General features: G+C 72.5%; 18 protein-coding genes. 11 read left to right on the top strand and 7 right to left on the bottom strand.

The annotated features are described in order from the left end of the window. Positions 1–88 precede the first annotated feature (88 nt). The 3 genes from ACIQ6R_RS11700 to ACIQ6R_RS11690 all read left to right on the top strand — a co-directional run bounded on the left by ACIQ6R_RS11700 (position 89) and on the right by ACIQ6R_RS11690 (position 3183). Positions 89–457, top strand: coding sequence for a hypothetical protein (locus ACIQ6R_RS11700; RefSeq protein ID WP_404184235.1), 369 nt, complete (start codon positions 89–91; stop codon positions 455–457). 113 nt (positions 458–570) lie between these two features. After that, entirely contained in the window at positions 571–2586 is a 2016-nt protein-coding gene (locus tag ACIQ6R_RS11695) for an FAD-dependent oxidoreductase (RefSeq protein WP_404220494.1), read from the top strand. 45 nt (positions 2587–2631) lie between these two features. Further along, the gene (locus ACIQ6R_RS11690) at positions 2632–3183 is read left to right on the top strand and encodes a PadR family transcriptional regulator (RefSeq protein WP_404184241.1); all 552 of its coding nucleotides are present in this window, start codon (positions 2632–2634) and stop codon (positions 3181–3183) included. 13 nt (positions 3184–3196) lie between these two features. Here ACIQ6R_RS11690 and ACIQ6R_RS11685 read toward each other — a convergent pair whose 3' ends face one another. Both ACIQ6R_RS11685 and ACIQ6R_RS11680 read right to left on the bottom strand, forming a co-directional pair. After that, entirely contained in the window at positions 3197–3748 is a 552-nt protein-coding gene (locus ACIQ6R_RS11685) for a hypothetical protein (protein WP_404184244.1), read from the bottom strand. Positions 3749–3914: 166 nt separating this feature from the next. After that, positions 3915–4922: a fibronectin type III domain-containing protein gene (locus ACIQ6R_RS11680; RefSeq protein WP_404220492.1), complete on the bottom strand. Its 1008-nt coding sequence runs from the start codon at positions 4920–4922 to the stop codon at positions 3915–3917. Positions 4923–5375: 453 nt separating this feature from the next. On the opposite strand from ACIQ6R_RS11680, the gene ACIQ6R_RS11675 reads away from it, so the two are divergent. Then, the gene (locus ACIQ6R_RS11675) at positions 5376–6236 is read left to right on the top strand and encodes a glycoside hydrolase family 75 protein (RefSeq protein WP_404220490.1); all 861 of its coding nucleotides are present in this window, start codon (positions 5376–5378) and stop codon (positions 6234–6236) included. Positions 6237–6263: 27 nt separating this feature from the next. Here ACIQ6R_RS11675 and ACIQ6R_RS11670 read toward each other — a convergent pair whose 3' ends face one another. Beyond that, positions 6264–7025 (bottom strand): SDR family NAD(P)-dependent oxidoreductase, encoded by a 762-nt coding sequence (locus tag ACIQ6R_RS11670; RefSeq protein WP_404184253.1) that lies wholly within the window; start codon positions 7023–7025, stop codon positions 6264–6266. Positions 7026–7158: 133 nt separating this feature from the next. Here ACIQ6R_RS11670 and ACIQ6R_RS11665 point away from each other — a divergent pair, with 133 nt between their 5' ends. After that, a complete protein-coding gene (locus ACIQ6R_RS11665; RefSeq protein ID WP_404220488.1) occupies positions 7159–7803 on the top strand; it encodes a TetR/AcrR family transcriptional regulator in 645 nt (214 codons plus the stop codon). A 110-nt stretch (positions 7804–7913) separates the two neighbouring features. Here ACIQ6R_RS11665 and ACIQ6R_RS11660 read toward each other — a convergent pair whose 3' ends face one another. From ACIQ6R_RS11660 to dhaK, 3 genes are read right to left on the bottom strand one after another with little or no spacing between them, the layout of a single operon-like run. Continuing rightward, positions 7914–8324, bottom strand: coding sequence for a PTS-dependent dihydroxyacetone kinase phosphotransferase subunit DhaM (locus tag ACIQ6R_RS11660; RefSeq protein WP_404184259.1), 411 nt, complete (start codon positions 8322–8324; stop codon positions 7914–7916). Further along, complete coding sequence (gene dhaL, locus ACIQ6R_RS11655; RefSeq protein WP_404184262.1) at positions 8317–8916, bottom strand: dihydroxyacetone kinase subunit DhaL; 600 nt, start codon at positions 8914–8916, stop codon at positions 8317–8319. Before dhaL ends, ACIQ6R_RS11660 begins: the two co-directional genes overlap by 8 nt. A 49-nt stretch (positions 8917–8965) precedes the next feature. Beyond that, positions 8966–9958: a dihydroxyacetone kinase subunit DhaK gene (dhaK, locus tag ACIQ6R_RS11650; protein WP_404220486.1), complete on the bottom strand. Its 993-nt coding sequence runs from the start codon at positions 9956–9958 to the stop codon at positions 8966–8968. Positions 9959–10197: 239 nt separating this feature from the next. On the opposite strand from dhaK, the gene ACIQ6R_RS11645 reads away from it, so the two are divergent. From ACIQ6R_RS11645 to ACIQ6R_RS11635, 3 genes are all read left to right on the top strand, one after another. Further along, positions 10198–10599: a hypothetical protein gene (locus ACIQ6R_RS11645; protein WP_404185562.1), complete on the top strand. Its 402-nt coding sequence runs from the start codon at positions 10198–10200 to the stop codon at positions 10597–10599. A gap of 45 nt (positions 10600–10644) precedes the next feature. Beyond that, positions 10645–11043 (top strand): fibronectin type III-like domain-contianing protein, encoded by a 399-nt coding sequence (locus ACIQ6R_RS11640; protein WP_404221340.1) that lies wholly within the window; start codon positions 10645–10647, stop codon positions 11041–11043. Between the two features lie 126 nt (positions 11044–11169). Further along, positions 11170–12978 (top strand): glycoside hydrolase family 35 protein, encoded by a 1809-nt coding sequence (locus ACIQ6R_RS11635; RefSeq protein ID WP_404220484.1) that lies wholly within the window; start codon positions 11170–11172, stop codon positions 12976–12978. Positions 12979–13118: 140 nt separating this feature from the next. Here ACIQ6R_RS11635 and ACIQ6R_RS11630 read toward each other — a convergent pair whose 3' ends face one another. Continuing rightward, positions 13119–13247, bottom strand: a complete 129-nt coding sequence (locus tag ACIQ6R_RS11630; protein WP_404220482.1) for a hypothetical protein — start codon at positions 13245–13247, stop codon at positions 13119–13121. 513 nt (positions 13248–13760) lie between these two features. On the opposite strand from ACIQ6R_RS11630, the gene ACIQ6R_RS11625 reads away from it, so the two are divergent. From ACIQ6R_RS11625 to ACIQ6R_RS11615, 3 genes are all read left to right on the top strand, one after another. Next, positions 13761–14765, top strand: coding sequence for a LacI family DNA-binding transcriptional regulator (locus tag ACIQ6R_RS11625; RefSeq protein WP_404221338.1), 1005 nt, complete (start codon positions 13761–13763; stop codon positions 14763–14765). A gap of 414 nt (positions 14766–15179) precedes the next feature. After that, a complete protein-coding gene (locus ACIQ6R_RS11620; protein WP_404220479.1) occupies positions 15180–15611 on the top strand; it encodes an NfeD family protein in 432 nt (143 codons plus the stop codon). Positions 15612–15613: 2 nt separating this feature from the next. Further along, positions 15614–16660 carry an SPFH domain-containing protein gene (locus tag ACIQ6R_RS11615; RefSeq protein ID WP_404220477.1) on the top strand — a complete coding sequence of 349 codons (1047 nt, stop codon included), beginning with the start codon at positions 15614–15616 and terminating at the stop codon, positions 16658–16660. The last annotated feature ends 23 nt before the right edge of the window (positions 16661–16683 follow it).

The raw sequence follows: 16683 nt of genomic DNA, 5'->3' as shown, positions 1-16683 counted from the left end.
CGGCGCGGTCACGGCCGGACCGTGCCGGTAGTGCTCGACCGCAGGTGGTGCTTTTCTGGTGGTATGGGCCATGAGAGGAGCGATCACGATGGACGGTGAGCGACTGCATCCGGAGTCCGTCTCGGTGGAGCTGAGCGGGTGCAGCAAGGAGGACGCCCGGACCGTGTTCGACGCCCTGGGCACGTGCTTCTCGTCCGACCGGCGCTCGGACGAGGTGCCCCGGGACTGCCACGAGGTGCGCCCCACCGTGTGGCTCGGCACCTTCGACGTGGCCGAGGCCCGGGGCGAGTGCGATCCCGCCCGGCTCACGGCGTCCGTGGAGGCCGACGTGCAGGGCGGCTACTGGGCGATCGAGCGCTTCCGCACCACCCTGGACTCCCTGTTCACCGTGCACGACCTGAGCACGGCCTCCGGAGACCAGGAGCGGGAACTGCACGTACGGCTGGAGAGTCACTGACCGAGGCCCGCCGACGCGGCGGTGTGGTGTACGCCGCCTCTTTGTGCAACTAGTTGCACAAAGAGGCGGCGGTCCTCTACAACAGAGGCACGACACCGCGCACGGAGGGCCCGATGAGCCGTTACCCCCACCTGCTGAGCCCGCTCGACCTGGGCTTCACCACGCTGCCCAACCGGGTCCTGATGGGCTCCATGCACGTCGGCCTGGAAGAGGCCGAGCGCGGTTTCGAGCGCATGGCCGCCTTCTACGCCGCCCGGGCCCGCGGGGGAGTGGGCCTCATCGTCACCGGCGGCATCGCCCCCAACGACGAGGGCCGGCCCTACGAGGGCGGCGCCAAGCTGACCACCGCGGCCGAGGCGGACCGGCACCGGGTCGTCACGGAGGCGGTGCACCGCGAGGGCGGCCGGATCGCTCTGCAGATCCTGCACTTCGGCCGCTACGCCTACCACGCCGACCTCGTCGCCCCGAGCCCCCTCCAGGCGCCGATCAGCCCCCACGTGCCCCGCGAGCTGACCGACGCCGACGTCGAGCGCACCATCGACGACTACGCCCGCACCGCCCGCCTCGCCCGCGAGGCCGGGTACGACGGCGTCGAGATCATGGGCTCCGAGGGTTACCTGATCAACGAGTTCATCGCCGCGCGCACCAACCACCGCACCGACCGCTGGGGCGGCTCCTACGAGAACCGCATGCGCCTGCCCGTCGAGATCGTCCGCCGGGTGCGCGAGGCGGTCGGCGAGGACTTCATCGTCGTCTACCGCCTGTCCATGCTGGACCTGGTGCCCGGCGGCTCCACGCTCGACGAGGTGATCACCCTCGCCAAGGCCGTCGAGGCCGCCGGAGCGACCATCATCAACACCGGCATCGGCTGGCACGAGGCCCGCATCCCCACCATCGCCACCTCCGTGCCGCGCGGCGCCTACACCTGGGTGACCAAGCGCCTGATGGGCGAGGTGGCCGTACCCCTCGTCACCACCAACCGCATCAACACCCCCGAAGTGGCCGAGCGGTTGCTCGCCGAGGGTACGGCCGACATGGTGTCGATGGCCCGTCCCATGCTCGCCGACCCCGACTTCGTCGCCAAGGCCGCGGCCGGCCGGCCCGAGGCCATCAACACCTGCATCGGCTGCAACCAGGCCTGCCTGGACCACACCTTCAGCGGCAAGATCACCTCCTGCCTGGTCAACCCGCGCGCCTGCCACGAGACCGAGCTGGTCCTCACCCTGACCCGGCGGCGCAAGCGCGTCGCGGTCGTCGGCGCCGGACCGGCCGGGCTGGCCTGTGCGGTGAGCGCGGCCGAACGCGGCCACGAGGTCACCCTCTTCGACGCGGCGAGCGAGACCGGCGGCCAGCTCAACGTCGCCCGCAAGGTCCCCGGCAAGCAGGAGTTCGACGAGACGCTGCGCTACTTCCGCACCCGGCTGGCGGAACACGGCGTCGACGTACGTCTGAACACCCGGGTCGGGGCCGACGACCTCGCCGGCCACGACGAGGTCGTCGTCGCCACCGGCGTCACCCCGCGCACCCCGGACATCCCGGGCGTCGACCACCCGAGCGTCGTCGGCTACCTCGACGTGCTCCGCGACGGCGCCCCCGTCGGCGACCGCGTCGCGATCCTCGGCGCGGGCGGCATCGGCTTCGACGTCGCCGAGTACCTCACCGACGGCGGCGACAAGGCGCACGAGGACCCCGAGACGTACTTCCGCCTCTGGGGCGTCGACATGGACTACCGCGCACCCGGCGGCCTCGCCACGCCCGAGCGCCCCGCACCGCCGCGCACCGTGCACCTGCTCCAGCGCAAGACCTCGAAGGTCGGCGCCGGCCTCGGCAAGACCACCGGCTGGATCCACCGCACCGAGCTGAAGCACCGCGGCGTCACCATGGTCCCGGGCGTGAACTACGACCGGATCGACGACGCCGGACTGCACATCACCATCGGTGACGAGTCCACCGTCCTGGAGGTCGACACGGTCGTTCTGTGCACGGGGCAGGAGCCGAGCCGCGGTCTGTACGACGACCTGGTCGCCGCCGGGCGCAGCGCGCATCTCATCGGCGGCGCCGACGTGGCCGCCGAACTGGACGCCAAGCGCGCCATCAAGCAGGGGACCGAGCTGGCGGCGGCGCTGTAGGCCGCGTGGGCCGGAAGGCGCGGGGGCCGTCCCTAGGATGAGCCCATGTCACTCCCGCACGCGATCCTCACCGCCCTGGTCGAAAAGCCGTCGTCGGGGCTGGAGCTGACCCGCCGGTTCGACAGGTCGATCGGCTACTTCTGGTCGGCGACGCACCAGCAGATCTATCGCGAGCTGGGAAAACTGGAGGCGGAAGGCCTGATCCGCGCGCTGCCCGGCCAGCAGCCGGCCCGCGGGCAGAAGAAGTCCTACGAGGTCCTGCCCGCGGGCCGCGCCGAACTGGCCCGCTGGGCCGCCGCCGCACAGGACCCCAAACCCCTGCGGGACACGATGCTGCTGCGGCTGCGTGCGGCGGCCGTGGTCGGCACCGCCGGTATCGAGACGGACCTGCGCCGCCATCTGGAGCTGCACGAGAGGCAGTTGGCCGAGTACGAGGAGATCGAGAAGCGGGACTTCCCGCCCGAGAGGGACAGTACCGAGGACCGGCTGCGGCACCTGGTGCTGCGCGCCGGCATCGACCTGGAGACCTTCTGGACCCAGTGGCTCAGGCACGCGCTGGCCGAGTTCGCCGGGCTGCCGGGTGACGAGCGGGCCTGAGCGCGTCCACGGCTCAGAACCGGTACGGCTTCTGGCGGCGGCGCAGGAACCACGCCGCGGCGATGACGCCGGAGCCGACCAGCGCGCCGCCCGCCACGAGGGTGGCCGTGCCGTAGTCCTGGACGGCCCCGCCGAGACCGCCCATGACACCGCGCGGCGACGCGGAGGGCGAGGGGGAGGCGGAGCGGCTGGGCGAAGGGGAGGGCGCCGCCGAGACGATGACGGTCTGGGTGCCGGCGGTGCTGTTGTTGGAGCACATGACGATGACCGTGTACGTGCCCGGGCTGATCCCCGCCCAGGAGGCGGACTGTCCGGAACTCGTCCCGGACAGCGCCACCTGGCGCCCCTGGGCGAAGTCCCGCTGGTTGCCGGTGAGCAGCGAGGCGGTGCCCCAACTGCCGTTGAGCTGGGCACAGGCGGTGGTCGTGACCGACACGGTGGTCCCGGTGGTGCTCACGGAGATCCCCGGGCCGGCGGAAGCCGGCCCGGCGGCCAGGGCGACGGGCAGCGCGGCGGCGGCTGCCACGGTCAGGCCGGAGCGGAGAAGCGGCGATGAGATGCGCATGTGGACTGCCCTCCGGCGGCACGGTCGGCGGTACATCCGGTTGCGCCGCCGAGAACGGAAACGCCCGTGCTGCCTCACGGGCAGCCAACAGGGCGGCGGCCGTGCCCGCATGCCGAGCGCGACCGCCCAGGTGACGCGTGCCCCGCCCGGCGCCACCGCCGGAACGTCACCTGCCCCCGCCCAGGGTCACCTTCCGCTCCGCCGAGAAGCCGCCCCAGGTGCCGTCGGACAGCCTGGCCCGGACCCGCACCCGGTGCGTGACCCCGGCCTCCGGTCCCGCGTAGAAGCTGTACTCCGCCCGGTCGCGAGGCGCGTCCGCGCCGTAGACGAGCGACGTCGCCGGGCGGCCGTCCAGGTGGACCTGGTACTCGGTGACCAGGCCGTCGGTACGCGGCGGGACCCAGCTCAGGTCGATGTAGTAAGCCCCGTCGGCGAGGCGGGAGGCCGCACGCAGGGCGGTGGGCGCGGTGGCGCGGCCGTCGTCGGAGCCCGAGGTGGTGAGCCGGACGGTGGCGCTGGCGGGGGAGACGTTGTCGGCGGCGTCCCGCGCCCGGACTGTGAAGGAGTACCGGGTGCCCGCGCGCAGCCCCGTGACCACGGCCGCCGTCTGGCCGCCGCCGACGCTGTGCACCTTCGTCGCGCCCTGGTAGACGTCGTACGACACGACCCCGCGGTCGTCGGTCGCGGCGGACCAGCTGAGCTGGACCGCCCGGCTGCCCGCCGCCCGGCCCCTGGCGTCCGCCGGGCGCGTCGGGGCGGAGTCGTCGCCGGCGACGGCGGCGGGGGTGGTGGCCCGCACCTCCTGGCTGCGCGGCCCCAGTCGTCCGTCGGCGTCGCGCGCCCGCACGGTGAAGGCGTAGGCCGTCGAGGGGCGCAGCCGGGTGACGTCCACCATACGGTCGGACGCCTCCACCTCCTTCACCAACGTGCCGCCGCGATAGACCTCGTACGTCTCGACGCCGTCGACCGCGTTCCACATCACGTGCACGGTCGTGGCGCTGCCCGCCGCGGCGGTGACGCCCGTCGGCGCTCCTGGCGGCGCGCCGCTCCCGTCGCCGTCGTCGCCCATGCCCCAGCCGCAGGACGTGACCAGGACGAGTGCTCCGCAGAGCAGGGCGCAGTGGCGCGGTACGGAGAGGCGGGCGGGAACAGCGGGAACGGGTGCGTCTCGCACGGCTCTGCCTCCAGGACGGCTCCGGCTCGGCGTCGGCTTCGACTTCGACTTCGACTCGACAGGAATGGTCCGGACCAATATGCGCCTGTGACGCGATCACATCAAGAGGGCGTCGTTGGTGACCTCTCGCAAGGGTTACGTATGCTGAATCTCCTCACGGCCGAAGTCCCCGGCGTATCAGGGGAGTTCAGGTCAGGCGGCGCGGACCGCTGTCGTCGCTGTTGCCGCGCCGGCGCGGGCGGCCGGACGGACCGGAGTCGGTACGGGCCCGGCTCGCCCGGCCGTCGGTCGCGCCCTCGTGAGGCCACCGCCCCCGCGCCCGGGAGGGCACCGGCTCCCGACCCCGCCGGGGCACGGACGTGCACCGTCTGGCCCAGAAAAGGTGGCCGCGCGCACGATTCGGGGACAGATGTGGCCGAGTCACCGTCCCTGTCCCCCAGGAGAGGCCCCATAGTGCGTGTCCAGTCGCTGACACTGGTCGCGGCCAGCGCCGCCCTGCTCGCCCCCACGACGTTCCCCGGCGCTCCGCTCCCGCCCCGCCCCGGCCCTCAGCCCGAGCTCAGGGCGGGTCACCAGCACGAGGCCCGGCCGGTCCGCGCGGACAGGTCCGGCGCCCGGATCGGACCGGTTCCGCCGTCCCGGGCCGGGCTCGTTCCGCCGTCCGGGATCCGGCCCGGAGCCGAGGCCGGTGCCGGTGGTGGTGACGGGTCGAAGGAGACCCGGCGCGAAGGACCTGTCCGCGCCGCCGACCTGCTGGCCAAGGTGCGGGGCTGCGGCCCCGTCTCGCGCGGGCGCTACCGCTCCGACGCCGGAGCGAGCGCGGACATCCCGGTCTGCGGAACGCGGGACGCCGTGTACTGGAAGGCCGACCTGGACGTCGACTGCGACGGACGCCCCGGTGACCGGTGCAACAGCGGCACCGACCCGCACTTCACCCCCGCCACCGCCTACACCCGGTCGGACGGCCGGCCCCTGGACGCCGAGCGCCTGCCCTACGTCGTCGTGCCCGAGCCGAGCGGCATCTGGGACCACCGAGAGTCCGACGTCCGCGGCGGATCGGTGGCGGCGCTCGTCCACGGGGACCGGGTGCGCTACGCGGTCGTCGGCGACGTCGGCCCGCGCGACCTCATCGGCGAGGCCTCCTACGCCGCGGCGGAGTCGCTCGGCATCCCGGCCGACCCGCACGGGGGCGGTGTCGCGTCCGGTGTGACGTACATCGTCTTCAAGGGCAGCGAGGTCGAGCCCATCGAGGACAAGGACGCCGCCGAGAAGGCGGGGGAGCGCCTGGCGCGGGAGTTCGTGGACGGCGAGTGATCCCCGGCGCCTCGTGGGCGGCGTGCCTCAGACCGCGGACCAGCCGTCGTCGACGGGCAGGATCGCGCCGTTGATGTTGCTCGCCGCCTCCGAGGCGAGGAACACGATCGCCGCGGCCTGCTCCTCGGGCTGCGACACCCGGCCGAGGTTGACGAAGTGCGGGCCGAGCGTGGCCGGCCCGTGGGCGCCCTGGGCGGGGTCGACGGTGATGGCGGTCTGCGTGCCGCCTGGGCAGATGGCGTTGGCGCGAATGCCCCGTCCCCGGTACATCACCGCCAGGGACTTGGTCAGCCCCACCACGCCGTGCTTGGAGGCCGTGTAGGCGGCGCCCGCCGCGCTGCCGCGCAGGGCCGCCTCGGAGGCGGTGTTGACCACGGCACCCCGGCCCGCCGCCAGCATGTGCGGCAGCACCGCGCGGGTCAGCAGGAAGGGAGCGGTGAGATTGACCCTCAGTACCCGCTCCCACTCGGCGTCGCTCACATCCGCGAGCGCCGACATCCGGTCCATGATCCCGGCGTTGTTCACGAGGACGTCGATCCCGCCGAACCGCTCGACCGCGGTCGCCGTCACCCGGTCGACGACGGCCTGCTCGCTCAGGTCGCCCGCCACGGCCACGGCGGTGCCGCCCGCCGCCTCGATCTCCTGGACCGCCGCGTCCGCTCCCTCGGCGTTGAGGTCCGCCAGCACGACGCGGTCACCCTGCGCGGCGAAGGCCAGCGCGGCGGCCCGCCCGATGCCGGATCCCGCTCCGGTGACGATGACACCGCGCCCGCCCGGTCCGCCGTTCATGTCGTGCTCCTTCTCCTGAGGTCCAGCGGCTGGAGCCCGCTGCCGGGCCAGCCTACGACTTATTGTCGGTGAGCGACAAAAAGTAGTCGTGGAGAATTCCGGAAGAGCACCACCGGCGCCGGAGGACCAGAAGATGGCCGCAGTTCGCGGACGCACAGGACGACCGCCCCTGACCGAGGAACGCAAGGCCGAGATCCGGCTGGAGATCGCCCGCGCCGCCGTGGACCTCTTCGTCACCCAGGGAGTCGCCGCGACCACGGGCGAGCAGATCGGCCGCGCGGCCGGCATCTCGGCGCGCACGGTGTGGCGCTACTTCCCGACCAAGGAGAGCTGTGTACGCCCGCTGCTCGCGGCCGGCGTCGAGTTGATCGCCGACTCGCTGCGGCAGTGGCGGCCCGGTCGGCCCCTCGACGAGGTCTTCGACTTCGAGCAGCGGGCGGCGGACGACGACCGACTCCTCGCCGGACCCGCCCACGCCACCGTCGGGGCACTGGTACGGCTGACCCGCACCGAACCAGGCCTGCGCGCGGTCTGGCTGCAGACCTACGACGAGGCCGAACCGGCGTTCGCCCGCGCCCTCGCCGAACGGGCCGGGCTGCCCGCCGACGATCTGCGGCCGGCGATCTGGGCGGCCATGTTCAACGCGGCGCTGCGCGCGGCGGTCGAACACCACGCCTGGCACACCGCCGACGCCCGCGCCGACGCCGCGACGGCGCGGGCGGAACTGGCCGCGACCCTGCGCACCGCTGTCCGGGCGGCGGCGGACGGCCTCACCTGACGCACCCGAGGGGTGGCGCTGCCGGGGTGGGGGAGACCGTGGAGCGGCGGGGGCGGGTCCCCCGCCGCCTCCCGCAGCACCGGACGTCTGCGGGCACCGGACGTCCGCGGCTAGACCTTCCGGTAGGAGTACGCCTCCGCGGCCGCCGCCTCCACGGCCGCGAGGTCGGCGCCCGTCGTGGCCGTCACGACCGCGGCCACCGCGCCCTCGACGAAGGGGGCGTCCACCAGGCGGGTGTTCTCCGGGAGTTCGTCGCCCTCGGCGAGCAGCGCCTTGACGGTGAGCACCGCGCTGCCGAGGTCGGTGAGGACGGCGACCCCCGCGCCCCGGTCCACGGACGCGGCGGCGGCCGACACCAGCTCGGAGCTGGTCCCGAACCCGCCGGACGCGGTCCCGCCCGCCGGCGCGATCGGCGCCGTCACGCCACCGCCCGACAGGGCCTTCGCCAGTTCGGCCACGGACGCGGCGACCTCCGCGCTGTGCGACACCAGCACGATCCCGACCAGCTTGTCGTCACTCACCGGCCGCCTCCTCCAGCGCCGCGACGAGCAGCGCCGCGGAGGTCGCCCCGGGGTCCTGGTGCCCGATGCTGCGCTCGCCGAGATAGCTCGCCCTGCCCTTGCGAGCCTGCAACGGCACGGTCGCCTCGGCCCCCTCCTCGGCCGCGGCGCGGGCCGCGGCGAACGAGTCGCCGAGGGCGTCCACGGCGGGCACCAGGGCGTCGATCATGGTCTTGTCGCCCGGCGCGGCACCCCCGAGGGTCCGTACGGCGTCCACCCCTGTCCGCAACGCTTCGGCGAACTGCCCCTCACTCACCTCGGCGGCCTCGCCGAGCGCCTTGCCGGTGCGGCGCAGCAGCGTCCCGTACAGCGGTCCCGAGGCACCGCCGACCGTGGAGATGAGCTGCCGCCCGGCGAGCGTCAGGACCGCGCCGGGCGTGTCGGGCGCCTCCTTCTCCAGCGTGGCCGTAACGGCCGTGAACCCGCGCTGGAGGTTGCTGCCGTGGTCGGCATCGCCGATCGGGGAGTCGAGGGCGGTGAGCCGTTCCGCCTCGCGGTCGACCAACGCGGCGGTCGCCGTCATCCAACGGCGGAAGAAGTCGGCGTCGAGCACTGGATCTCCTTGCCTGGTAGGTACGTCGCGATCCCTTCCCCGTCCGCCGTCACATGCCCCACCTCAGACCCGGCGTCTTCACCGGCGCGTCCCACAGCCCGAGCAGTTCCTCGTCGATCTCGCACAGGGTGACCGAGGCTCCCGCCATGTCCAGCGAGGTGACGTAGTTGCCGACGAGGGTGCGGGCCACGGCGACACCGCGCTCGCCGAGTACGCGCTGAACCTCGGCGTTGAAGCCGTACAGCTCCAGCAACGGCGTCGCGCCCATGCCGTTGACCAGGACCAGGACGGGGTTGCGCGGGGTGAGGTCCGTCAGGACGGCGTCCACGGCGGCCTCGGCGATCTCCCCCGAGGTCATCATCGGGCGCCGCTCCCGGCCGGGCTCCCCGTGGATGCCGATGCCCAGTTCCAGCTCGCCGCCCGGCAGGTCGAAGGTGGGGCTGCCCTTGGCCGGCGTGGTGCAGGCGCTGAGCGCGACACCGAAACTGCGGGAGCTGTCGTTCACCTGCCGGGCGATCGCCTCCACCCGCTCCAGCGGCCGGCCCTCGTCCGCCGCGGCTCCGGCGATCTTCTCCACGAACAGCGGCGCCCCCGTACCGCGCCGCCCGGCCGTGTACAGGCTGTCCGTCACCGCCACGTCGTCGTTGACCAGCACCTTGGCGACCTGGATGCCCTCGTCCTCGGCCAGCTCGGCGGCCATGTCGAAGTTGAGCACGTCGCCGGTGTAGTTCTTGACGACGAACAGCACCCCGGCCCCGCTGTCCACGGCCGCCGCCGCCCGCACCATCTGGTCCGGCACCGGCGAGGTGAACACCTCACCCGGACAGGCCGCCGACAGCATCCCGGGCCCCACGAACCCGCCGTGCAGCGGCTCGTGCCCGGAGCCGCCCCCCGACACCAGCGCCACCTTGCCGGCCACGGGCGCGTCCCGCCGCACGATCACCCTGTTCTCGACATCCACGGTCAGCTCGGGATGGGCGGCCGCCATACCGCGCAGCGCGTCCGCGACCACGGTCTCCGGGACGTTGATGAGCATTTTCATGGGTACCTCCTGGGAAGCGGGCGGCAGGCGAGTCCTTGGCCTGCGTTTCTACTGCTCAGACGTGGTTTCGGGGTCATTCCTGTTCTTGGTGGTCCGTGACTGCTGTCGGCAGTATCGGCCTTGCGGCGGTGAAGGTCACGCGCGGGAACGTCGTGGGCGCGCCCCGTCCGGGGTGCAACCATCCTCCCCCCAGCCGTGTCTCACACCAGACACACTCGTACCCGTGGGGGGACCACACCGTGAAGCGCACCGCAACCGCCGCCGTCCTGCTCGCCGCCCTCGCCGCCCTGTCGGCGTGCGGCAGCGGCGACGACAGCACCGATGCCGCCCCGACCACCAGGGCCGCGAGCCCCAACGTCGACTACCCCGCCGCGGAGAAGAAGGCCGGCATCCCCCCGGAGCCGACCGGCAAGGCCCGTGACAACGTTCTCGCCGTTCTGTTCGACGTCAACCCGGCACTGGTCGCCGACGAGGACGACGCCATCGACAACGCCCGCAACCAGTGCGCGGCGATCAACGGCGGAGCCGAGCGGCTGGAGTGGAGCGCGCAGCAGCGGTTCACCAGCAGCACGCACGAGGTGACCGAGGACGAGGCGAAGCACATCAACATCGGACTCGCGGAGTTCTGCAAGACCGCGTAGCCAGAGTGAACACGCGGGCTCGCTCGGCGTGTTGGGGCCGCTCGGCTGGCCGCACCACGGTCAGCCCGACATCCGCTCGCTGACCGCACCGCTACGGGCAGGTTCCTCCGCATCCGGGTCCTGTACGTCCCGCCGACCGGCCCCGGCCCGGACCGCCCGGCGCGGTGGCTCGCCGGTCTGGCCCATGTGACGGCCGCCCCCGGCGAGAGCGCCTCGGTGACGGTCGAACCGCCCGACCGCGCCTTCGAGATCTGGGACGGCGACGGCCGGCGCCGCGTCGCGGGCACGTATGACGTCCACGTGGCCCGCTCCCTCGCCGACATCCGCCTCACCGAACCGCTCGCGCTCCGACCAGCGGACCACCATCAGCTCCGGGGCGGCACCTGGCCCGCCGCCCCGGAGTGCTGTTCTCCCGGACCGATGGCATCGCTCTCATGGGGGTAAGCAGCAGCGGATCATGTTAATGGCACGAACACCGCACTTGGATTGGCATCGATAACATTCTCTGTCATAGTTCCAACTTCCGATCGATGGTGTCCTCGTCCCCCTCCTGACCGCTGGAGCCGTCAAGTGAGCACCTCCACCCCGCCGCCGGCCGCCGCCACCCTGACCTACGGCGACGGCGTTCTCCTGCGGGGCGGGCGCCCGCACCGCGTCCTGGCGGGTTCGCTGCACTACTTCCGGGTCCGTCCCGAGCAGTGGGCCGACCGGCTCGGGCGGCTGGCCGCCCTCGGTCTGAACACGGTGGACACCTACGTGCCGTGGAACTTCCACGAGCGCAGCGAGGGCGACGTCCGCTTCGACGGCCCGCGCGACCTGGCCCGGTTCGCCCGGCTCGCCCAGGGGGAGGGCCTCGACGTCATCGTGCGGCCGGGCCCGTACATCTGCGCCGAGTGGGACAACGGCGGTCTGCCGGCCTGGCTGACCGGCACTCCCGGCATGCGGCTGCGCACCTCCCACGGCCCCTTCCTGCAGGCGGTCGACCGCTGGTTCGACGAGCTGATCCCGCGCGTCGCCGACCTCCAGACCGGTCGGGGCGGGCCGGTCGTGGCCGTACAGATCGAGAACGAGTACGGCAGCTACGGCGACGACCAGGCCTATGTCCGCCACGTTCGCGACGCCCTCGTCGCTCGGGGCATCACCGAACTGCTCTACACGGCCGACGGACCGACCCCGCTGATGCAGGACGGCGGCGCCCTGCCCGGCGAACTGGCGGCGGCGACCTTCGGCTCACGCCCCGCTCAGGCCGCGGCGCTGCTGCGCTCGCGCCGGCCCGGGGAGCCGTTCTTCTGCGCCGAGTTCTGGAACGGCTGGTTCGACCACTGGGGCGAGAAGCACCACGTCAGGTCGGCCGAGAGCGCCGCCGAGGCCGTCGGTGGCATCCTCGACGAGGGCGGTTCCGTGAGCCTCTACATGGCGCACGGCGGGACCAACTTCGGACTGTGGGCGGGCGCCAACCACGACGGTGGCCGGATCCAGCCGGCCGTCACCAGCTACGACTCGGACGCCCCCATCGCCGAGAACGGCGCCCTGACCCCGAAGTTCTTCGCCCTGAGGGAGAAACTGACCGCGCTCGACGGTGCCGGAGCGAGGCGCCCGCTGCCCGCCGATCCACCGCTGCTGGCACCCCGTGCACTCCCGGTCACCCGGCAAGCGGCCCTGCTGGACGCGCTGCGCGCGGCGGCCGAACCGGTACCCGCACCGCTGCCCCTGAGCTTCGAGGAACTGTCCCTGGCCTCGGGCCTGGCCCTCTACGAGGCCAAGCCGCTGCTGCCGCCGGGGAACCACGAACTGACCGTCACGGGTCTGCACGACCGCGCCCAGGTGTTCGTCGACGGCACCCCCGTCGCCGTACTGGACCGCGAGAGTGCCTCGTGCACCGTCCCCGGCACGGGAGTACGCGTCCGGCTGGCGCTGCTGGTGGAGAACCAGGGGCGGATCAACTACGGCCCGCTGCTCGGCCAGGGCAAGGGCATCCTCGGCGGGGTGCGGGTGGAACGCAGGCTGGTGCACGGCTGGACGATCCGTCCGCTGCCGCTCGACGAGTGGACGCGCCAGGACACGGCCCGCGCCGCCACGGCGGCCCCACCGGACGGCCGGGCCGGCTTCGCCACCGCCACGCTGTCCGTGGACGAGCCGGCGGACACCTTCGTGGCCCTGCCCGGTTTCGGGAAGGGCTTCCTCTGGGTCAACGGCACCCTGCTGGGCCGCTACTGGGAGATCGGACCGCAGACCACGCTCTACCTGCCCGGCCCGCTGCTGCACCCTGGCGACAACACCCTGACCGTGCTGGAACTCGAAGGCTTCGGCGACCGGATCACCCTGCACGACCGACCCGATCTCGGGCCGCCGCAGGAGTACGTCGAGACGTTCGACTGACCTCCTCACGGCCCCGCGCGCCGGCGGCCCGCCCGGCAGGGGGCGGGCCGCCGACCCACGCCGGATCAGGAGGGGGCGGCAGGGCGCTCGCCCGGGGGGCGGCCCGTCGGAAGGTCCACCGGCACGCCGTAGACCCGCATCTACGCGGCGGCCGCGTACGGCTGTCCGTTGAGCGCGTTCAGTGCGGTGAACCTCACGTGGGAGGCGCGCACCCGGTCGACGGAGATCGGTTGCGTCCGCAGGACGCCCTTCAGGGTGCCGTCGGCCACGGTCGTCCACTCCTCGCCGTCCGGTGCCGACCGACAGCTCCGCCCGGCGTCGGCCGTCGCCGGCGTCGACGACGCGCGACCGCATGCGGGTGTTCCCGTTGGTGTTGTCGTTCTGCGGCGAGTCCTCGGTCGCGTTGGTGATGACACCCTCCGACAGCACATCGAGGCGGGTGGGCGCGGGGCCCTCCCGGGCCGGAGCGCCGCCCAGCGGGCCGCGTGCGATGTTATCGCTGCCACCCTGGTGCCATTCCGCCTCCTCGGCGTCGGCTACGGCTCCCCGCGCCGAGCCGATCTGTCCGGCCCCGTGCGCTGGCGGGAACCATGACAGAGGATGTTATCGATGCCGATAGGGCCTACGCGGCTAGACTTCCGTGCGGACCACCATCTGCGACGAACGCGGTCGGGACCGCGTCGTCTCCGGAGAGGCGAGCGATGTCATCGGAAACACCGGCGGTCGGCAAGAGGCCCGTGAGCAGGCGGACGGCCGAGGACGGCGTCGCGCGGCAGCCCGGCATGGCGGACGTGGCCCGGCTCGCCGGGGTCTCCGCCCAGACGGTGTCCCGGACCCTGGCCGGTCACCCCAACGTCCAGCAGAAGACCCGCGCCAGGGTGCTCGCCGCCGTCGAACAGCTCGGCTACCGCAAGAACAACGCGGCACGCGTGCTGTCGTCGGGACGCAGCCGGACGATCGGCGTCGTGACGCTGCAGACCAACTTCTACTCCCGCGCGAACCTGACGTTCGGCATCGAGACCGCGGCACGCGAGGCCGGGTACGCGATCAGCACCGCGACCACCGCGTCGCTGGACACCGCGGCCATCGAGGGGGCGTTGTCCCGGCTGGCGGAGCAGGGCGTCGAGGGGGTCGTCCTCTCGGTGCCGCTGGTCCATGTGAGTCCGAGGATCGAGCAGCTCACCCGCTCGGTGCCGACCGTCACCGTCGACGGATCGAGGACCTCGGCCACCGAGGTCGTCGCCGTCGACCAGACCCTGGCGGCACGTCTGGCGACACGTCATCTGATCGGGCTGGGCCACGAGACCGTCTGGCACGTCGCGGGGCCCGAGGAGTGGCTCGACGCCGCCAGCCGCCGCGTCGGCTGGCGCGACACCCTGGAGGAGGCCGGACTGTCCGTGCCCCCGGTGCTGGAGGGCGACTGGACACCCGCCTCCGGGTACCGCAACGGGCTGATCCTGGGCAAGATCCCCGACGTCACCGCGGTGTTCGTGGCGAGCGACGAGATGGCCTTCGGGGTGATCCGGGCCCTGCACGAACTCGGCCGGAGGGTGCCCGAGGACATCTCCGTCGTCGGTGTGGACGACATCGCGCTGGCGGAGTACTGCTCGCCCTCGCTGACCACGGTGGCCCAGCCGTTCACCGAGATGGGGGCCCTCGCGGTCGGCCACCTGCTGCGGCACATCGCGGACCCGGGGGCGGCGCCGGAACCCGCGTCCGTCGAGCCCGCGTTGATCGTCCGCGGCAGTACCGCGCCGGCCGGTGACCGTGCGCGCCGGGAGCCGTGAAGGCCGGCGTACGACATCCCCGCAGACGCAGACGCAGACGCAGACGCAGACGCAGACGCAGACGCAGACGCAGACGCAGACGCAGGCGCCGACGCGGGCGCGGCGCCCCGCCGGAGCGCCCGCGTCTCAATGAGGTGGCGTCGTCCCGCTCCGCCGTGCGGCGGTCCGCCGCCGGGGGGACGACCGGGGCAGCGGTCAGCGCCGCGAGGCTTCTCTTCCTCATGGGGACAGCCCACCGCACGGCCTCAGGCGGCGCGAGAGGCACTCGTAGGGCCTTGACCCCCACGCCGGTCCGAAACGTTCTACGGACGGAGCCGTGACAGCACCGGAAGGGTTCTGTTTTCCTGGAAGAAGGTAAAACAGAGGTATACGCCCAGCCATTCGCGTACCCGCACCGTCCAGGAGGGGGTCGTAATGGATCCATGGCTGATCTGGTTGACCGTCGCGGGGGTCCTGATCGTGGCGGAGATCTTCACTCTCACCGCCGCGCTCGGAATGCTGGGCGCGGCCGCGCTGATCACGGCCGGGTCCGCCGCGGCCGGACTTTCACCGCCTTTCCAGTTCCTGGTCTTCACCGTCGTCGCCACGGTCACCGTCCTTTTCGTGCGCCCCATCGCGCTGCGCCACGTCATCCAGCCCCAGAGAGAGCGATTCGGGGTGGACGCACTGGTCGGGAAAGCCGCCTACGTCGTCTCCGAGGTGACGGGCATGGAGGGCAGGGTCCGTATCGGCGGTGAGGAATGGACGGCCCGTTCCTATGACGAGACGCTGGTGATCCCCCAGGGAGCGACCGTCGACGTCATGGAGATCAGCGGTTCCACCGCACTCGTCTACCCCCGGGAGTGACCATGGAAGTCTCGGCGTTCCTCATCGCCGGTGTGATCGTCGCGCTTCTCGCGGTTTTCACCGTGGTGCGGGCGGTACGCATCGTGCCGCAGGCCCGCGCCCGCAATGTCGAACGGCTCGGCCGCTACCACCGCACCCTGAAACCCGGCCTGAACCTCGTCATTCCGTACATCGATCGTGTCTACCCGGTGATCGATCTCCGGGAACAGGTCGTCTCCTTCAAACCGCAGCCGGTCATTACCGAGGACAACCTGGTCGTCGAGATCGACACCGTGCTGTATTTCCAGGTCACCGATCCACGCGCGGCCTTCTACGAGATCGCCAATTTCCTCCAGGCGGTCGAGCAGCTCACCGTCACCACTTTGCGCAATGTCGTGGGTTCCATGGATCTGGAGAAGACCCTCACGTCACGCGACACCATCAACAGCCAGCTCCGCGGTGTGCTCGACGAGGCCACCGGCAAGTGGGGGCTGCGAGTGAACCGGGTGGAGATCAAGGCCATCGACCCCCCGCAGTCCATCAAGGACGCGATGCAGAAGCAGATGCGGGCCGAGCGGGACAAGCGCGCCGCCATTCTCGGCGCGGAAGGGCAACGCCAGTCGCAGATCCTCACCGCCGAGGGCGACAAGCAGGCCGCCGTCCTGCGTGCGGAGGGCAACCGCACCGCCGAGATCCTCAAGGCCGAGGGGCAGTCACGGGCGATCGACGAGGTCTTCCAGGCCGTGCACCGCAACGACCCCGACCCCAAACTCCTCGCCTACCAGTACCTCCAGGTGCTGCCCCAGCTCGCCCAGGGGTCGGGCAGCACCTTCTGGGTGATTCCCAGCGAGGTCACCTCCGCACTGCAAGGGGTGTCCCGCGCCTTCACCGAAGCGCTGCCCCAGTCGCCCGCCACCCGGGAGAAGAGCTCCGACGACGGCGTGGCCCAGGCGGCGAACGACACGGCGCAGGCCGCGGAGGCCGCCGCCCAGGCCCTCGCAGACGCGGCCAAGGCCAACGGCGTGCCGTCCGAGACGCTGCGCCCCGCCCCCCTGGCCGAGGACCGCTGAGATCGTCCCCGGCCGACGCGTGG

It is taken from the genome of Streptomyces sp. NPDC096048, from assembly GCF_044763415.1.
Taxonomy (GTDB): domain Bacteria; phylum Actinomycetota; class Actinomycetes; order Streptomycetales; family Streptomycetaceae; genus Streptomyces.
The sequence above is the reverse complement of the archived record's forward strand: the minus strand, read 5'-3'. Positions and strand labels throughout refer to the sequence as shown.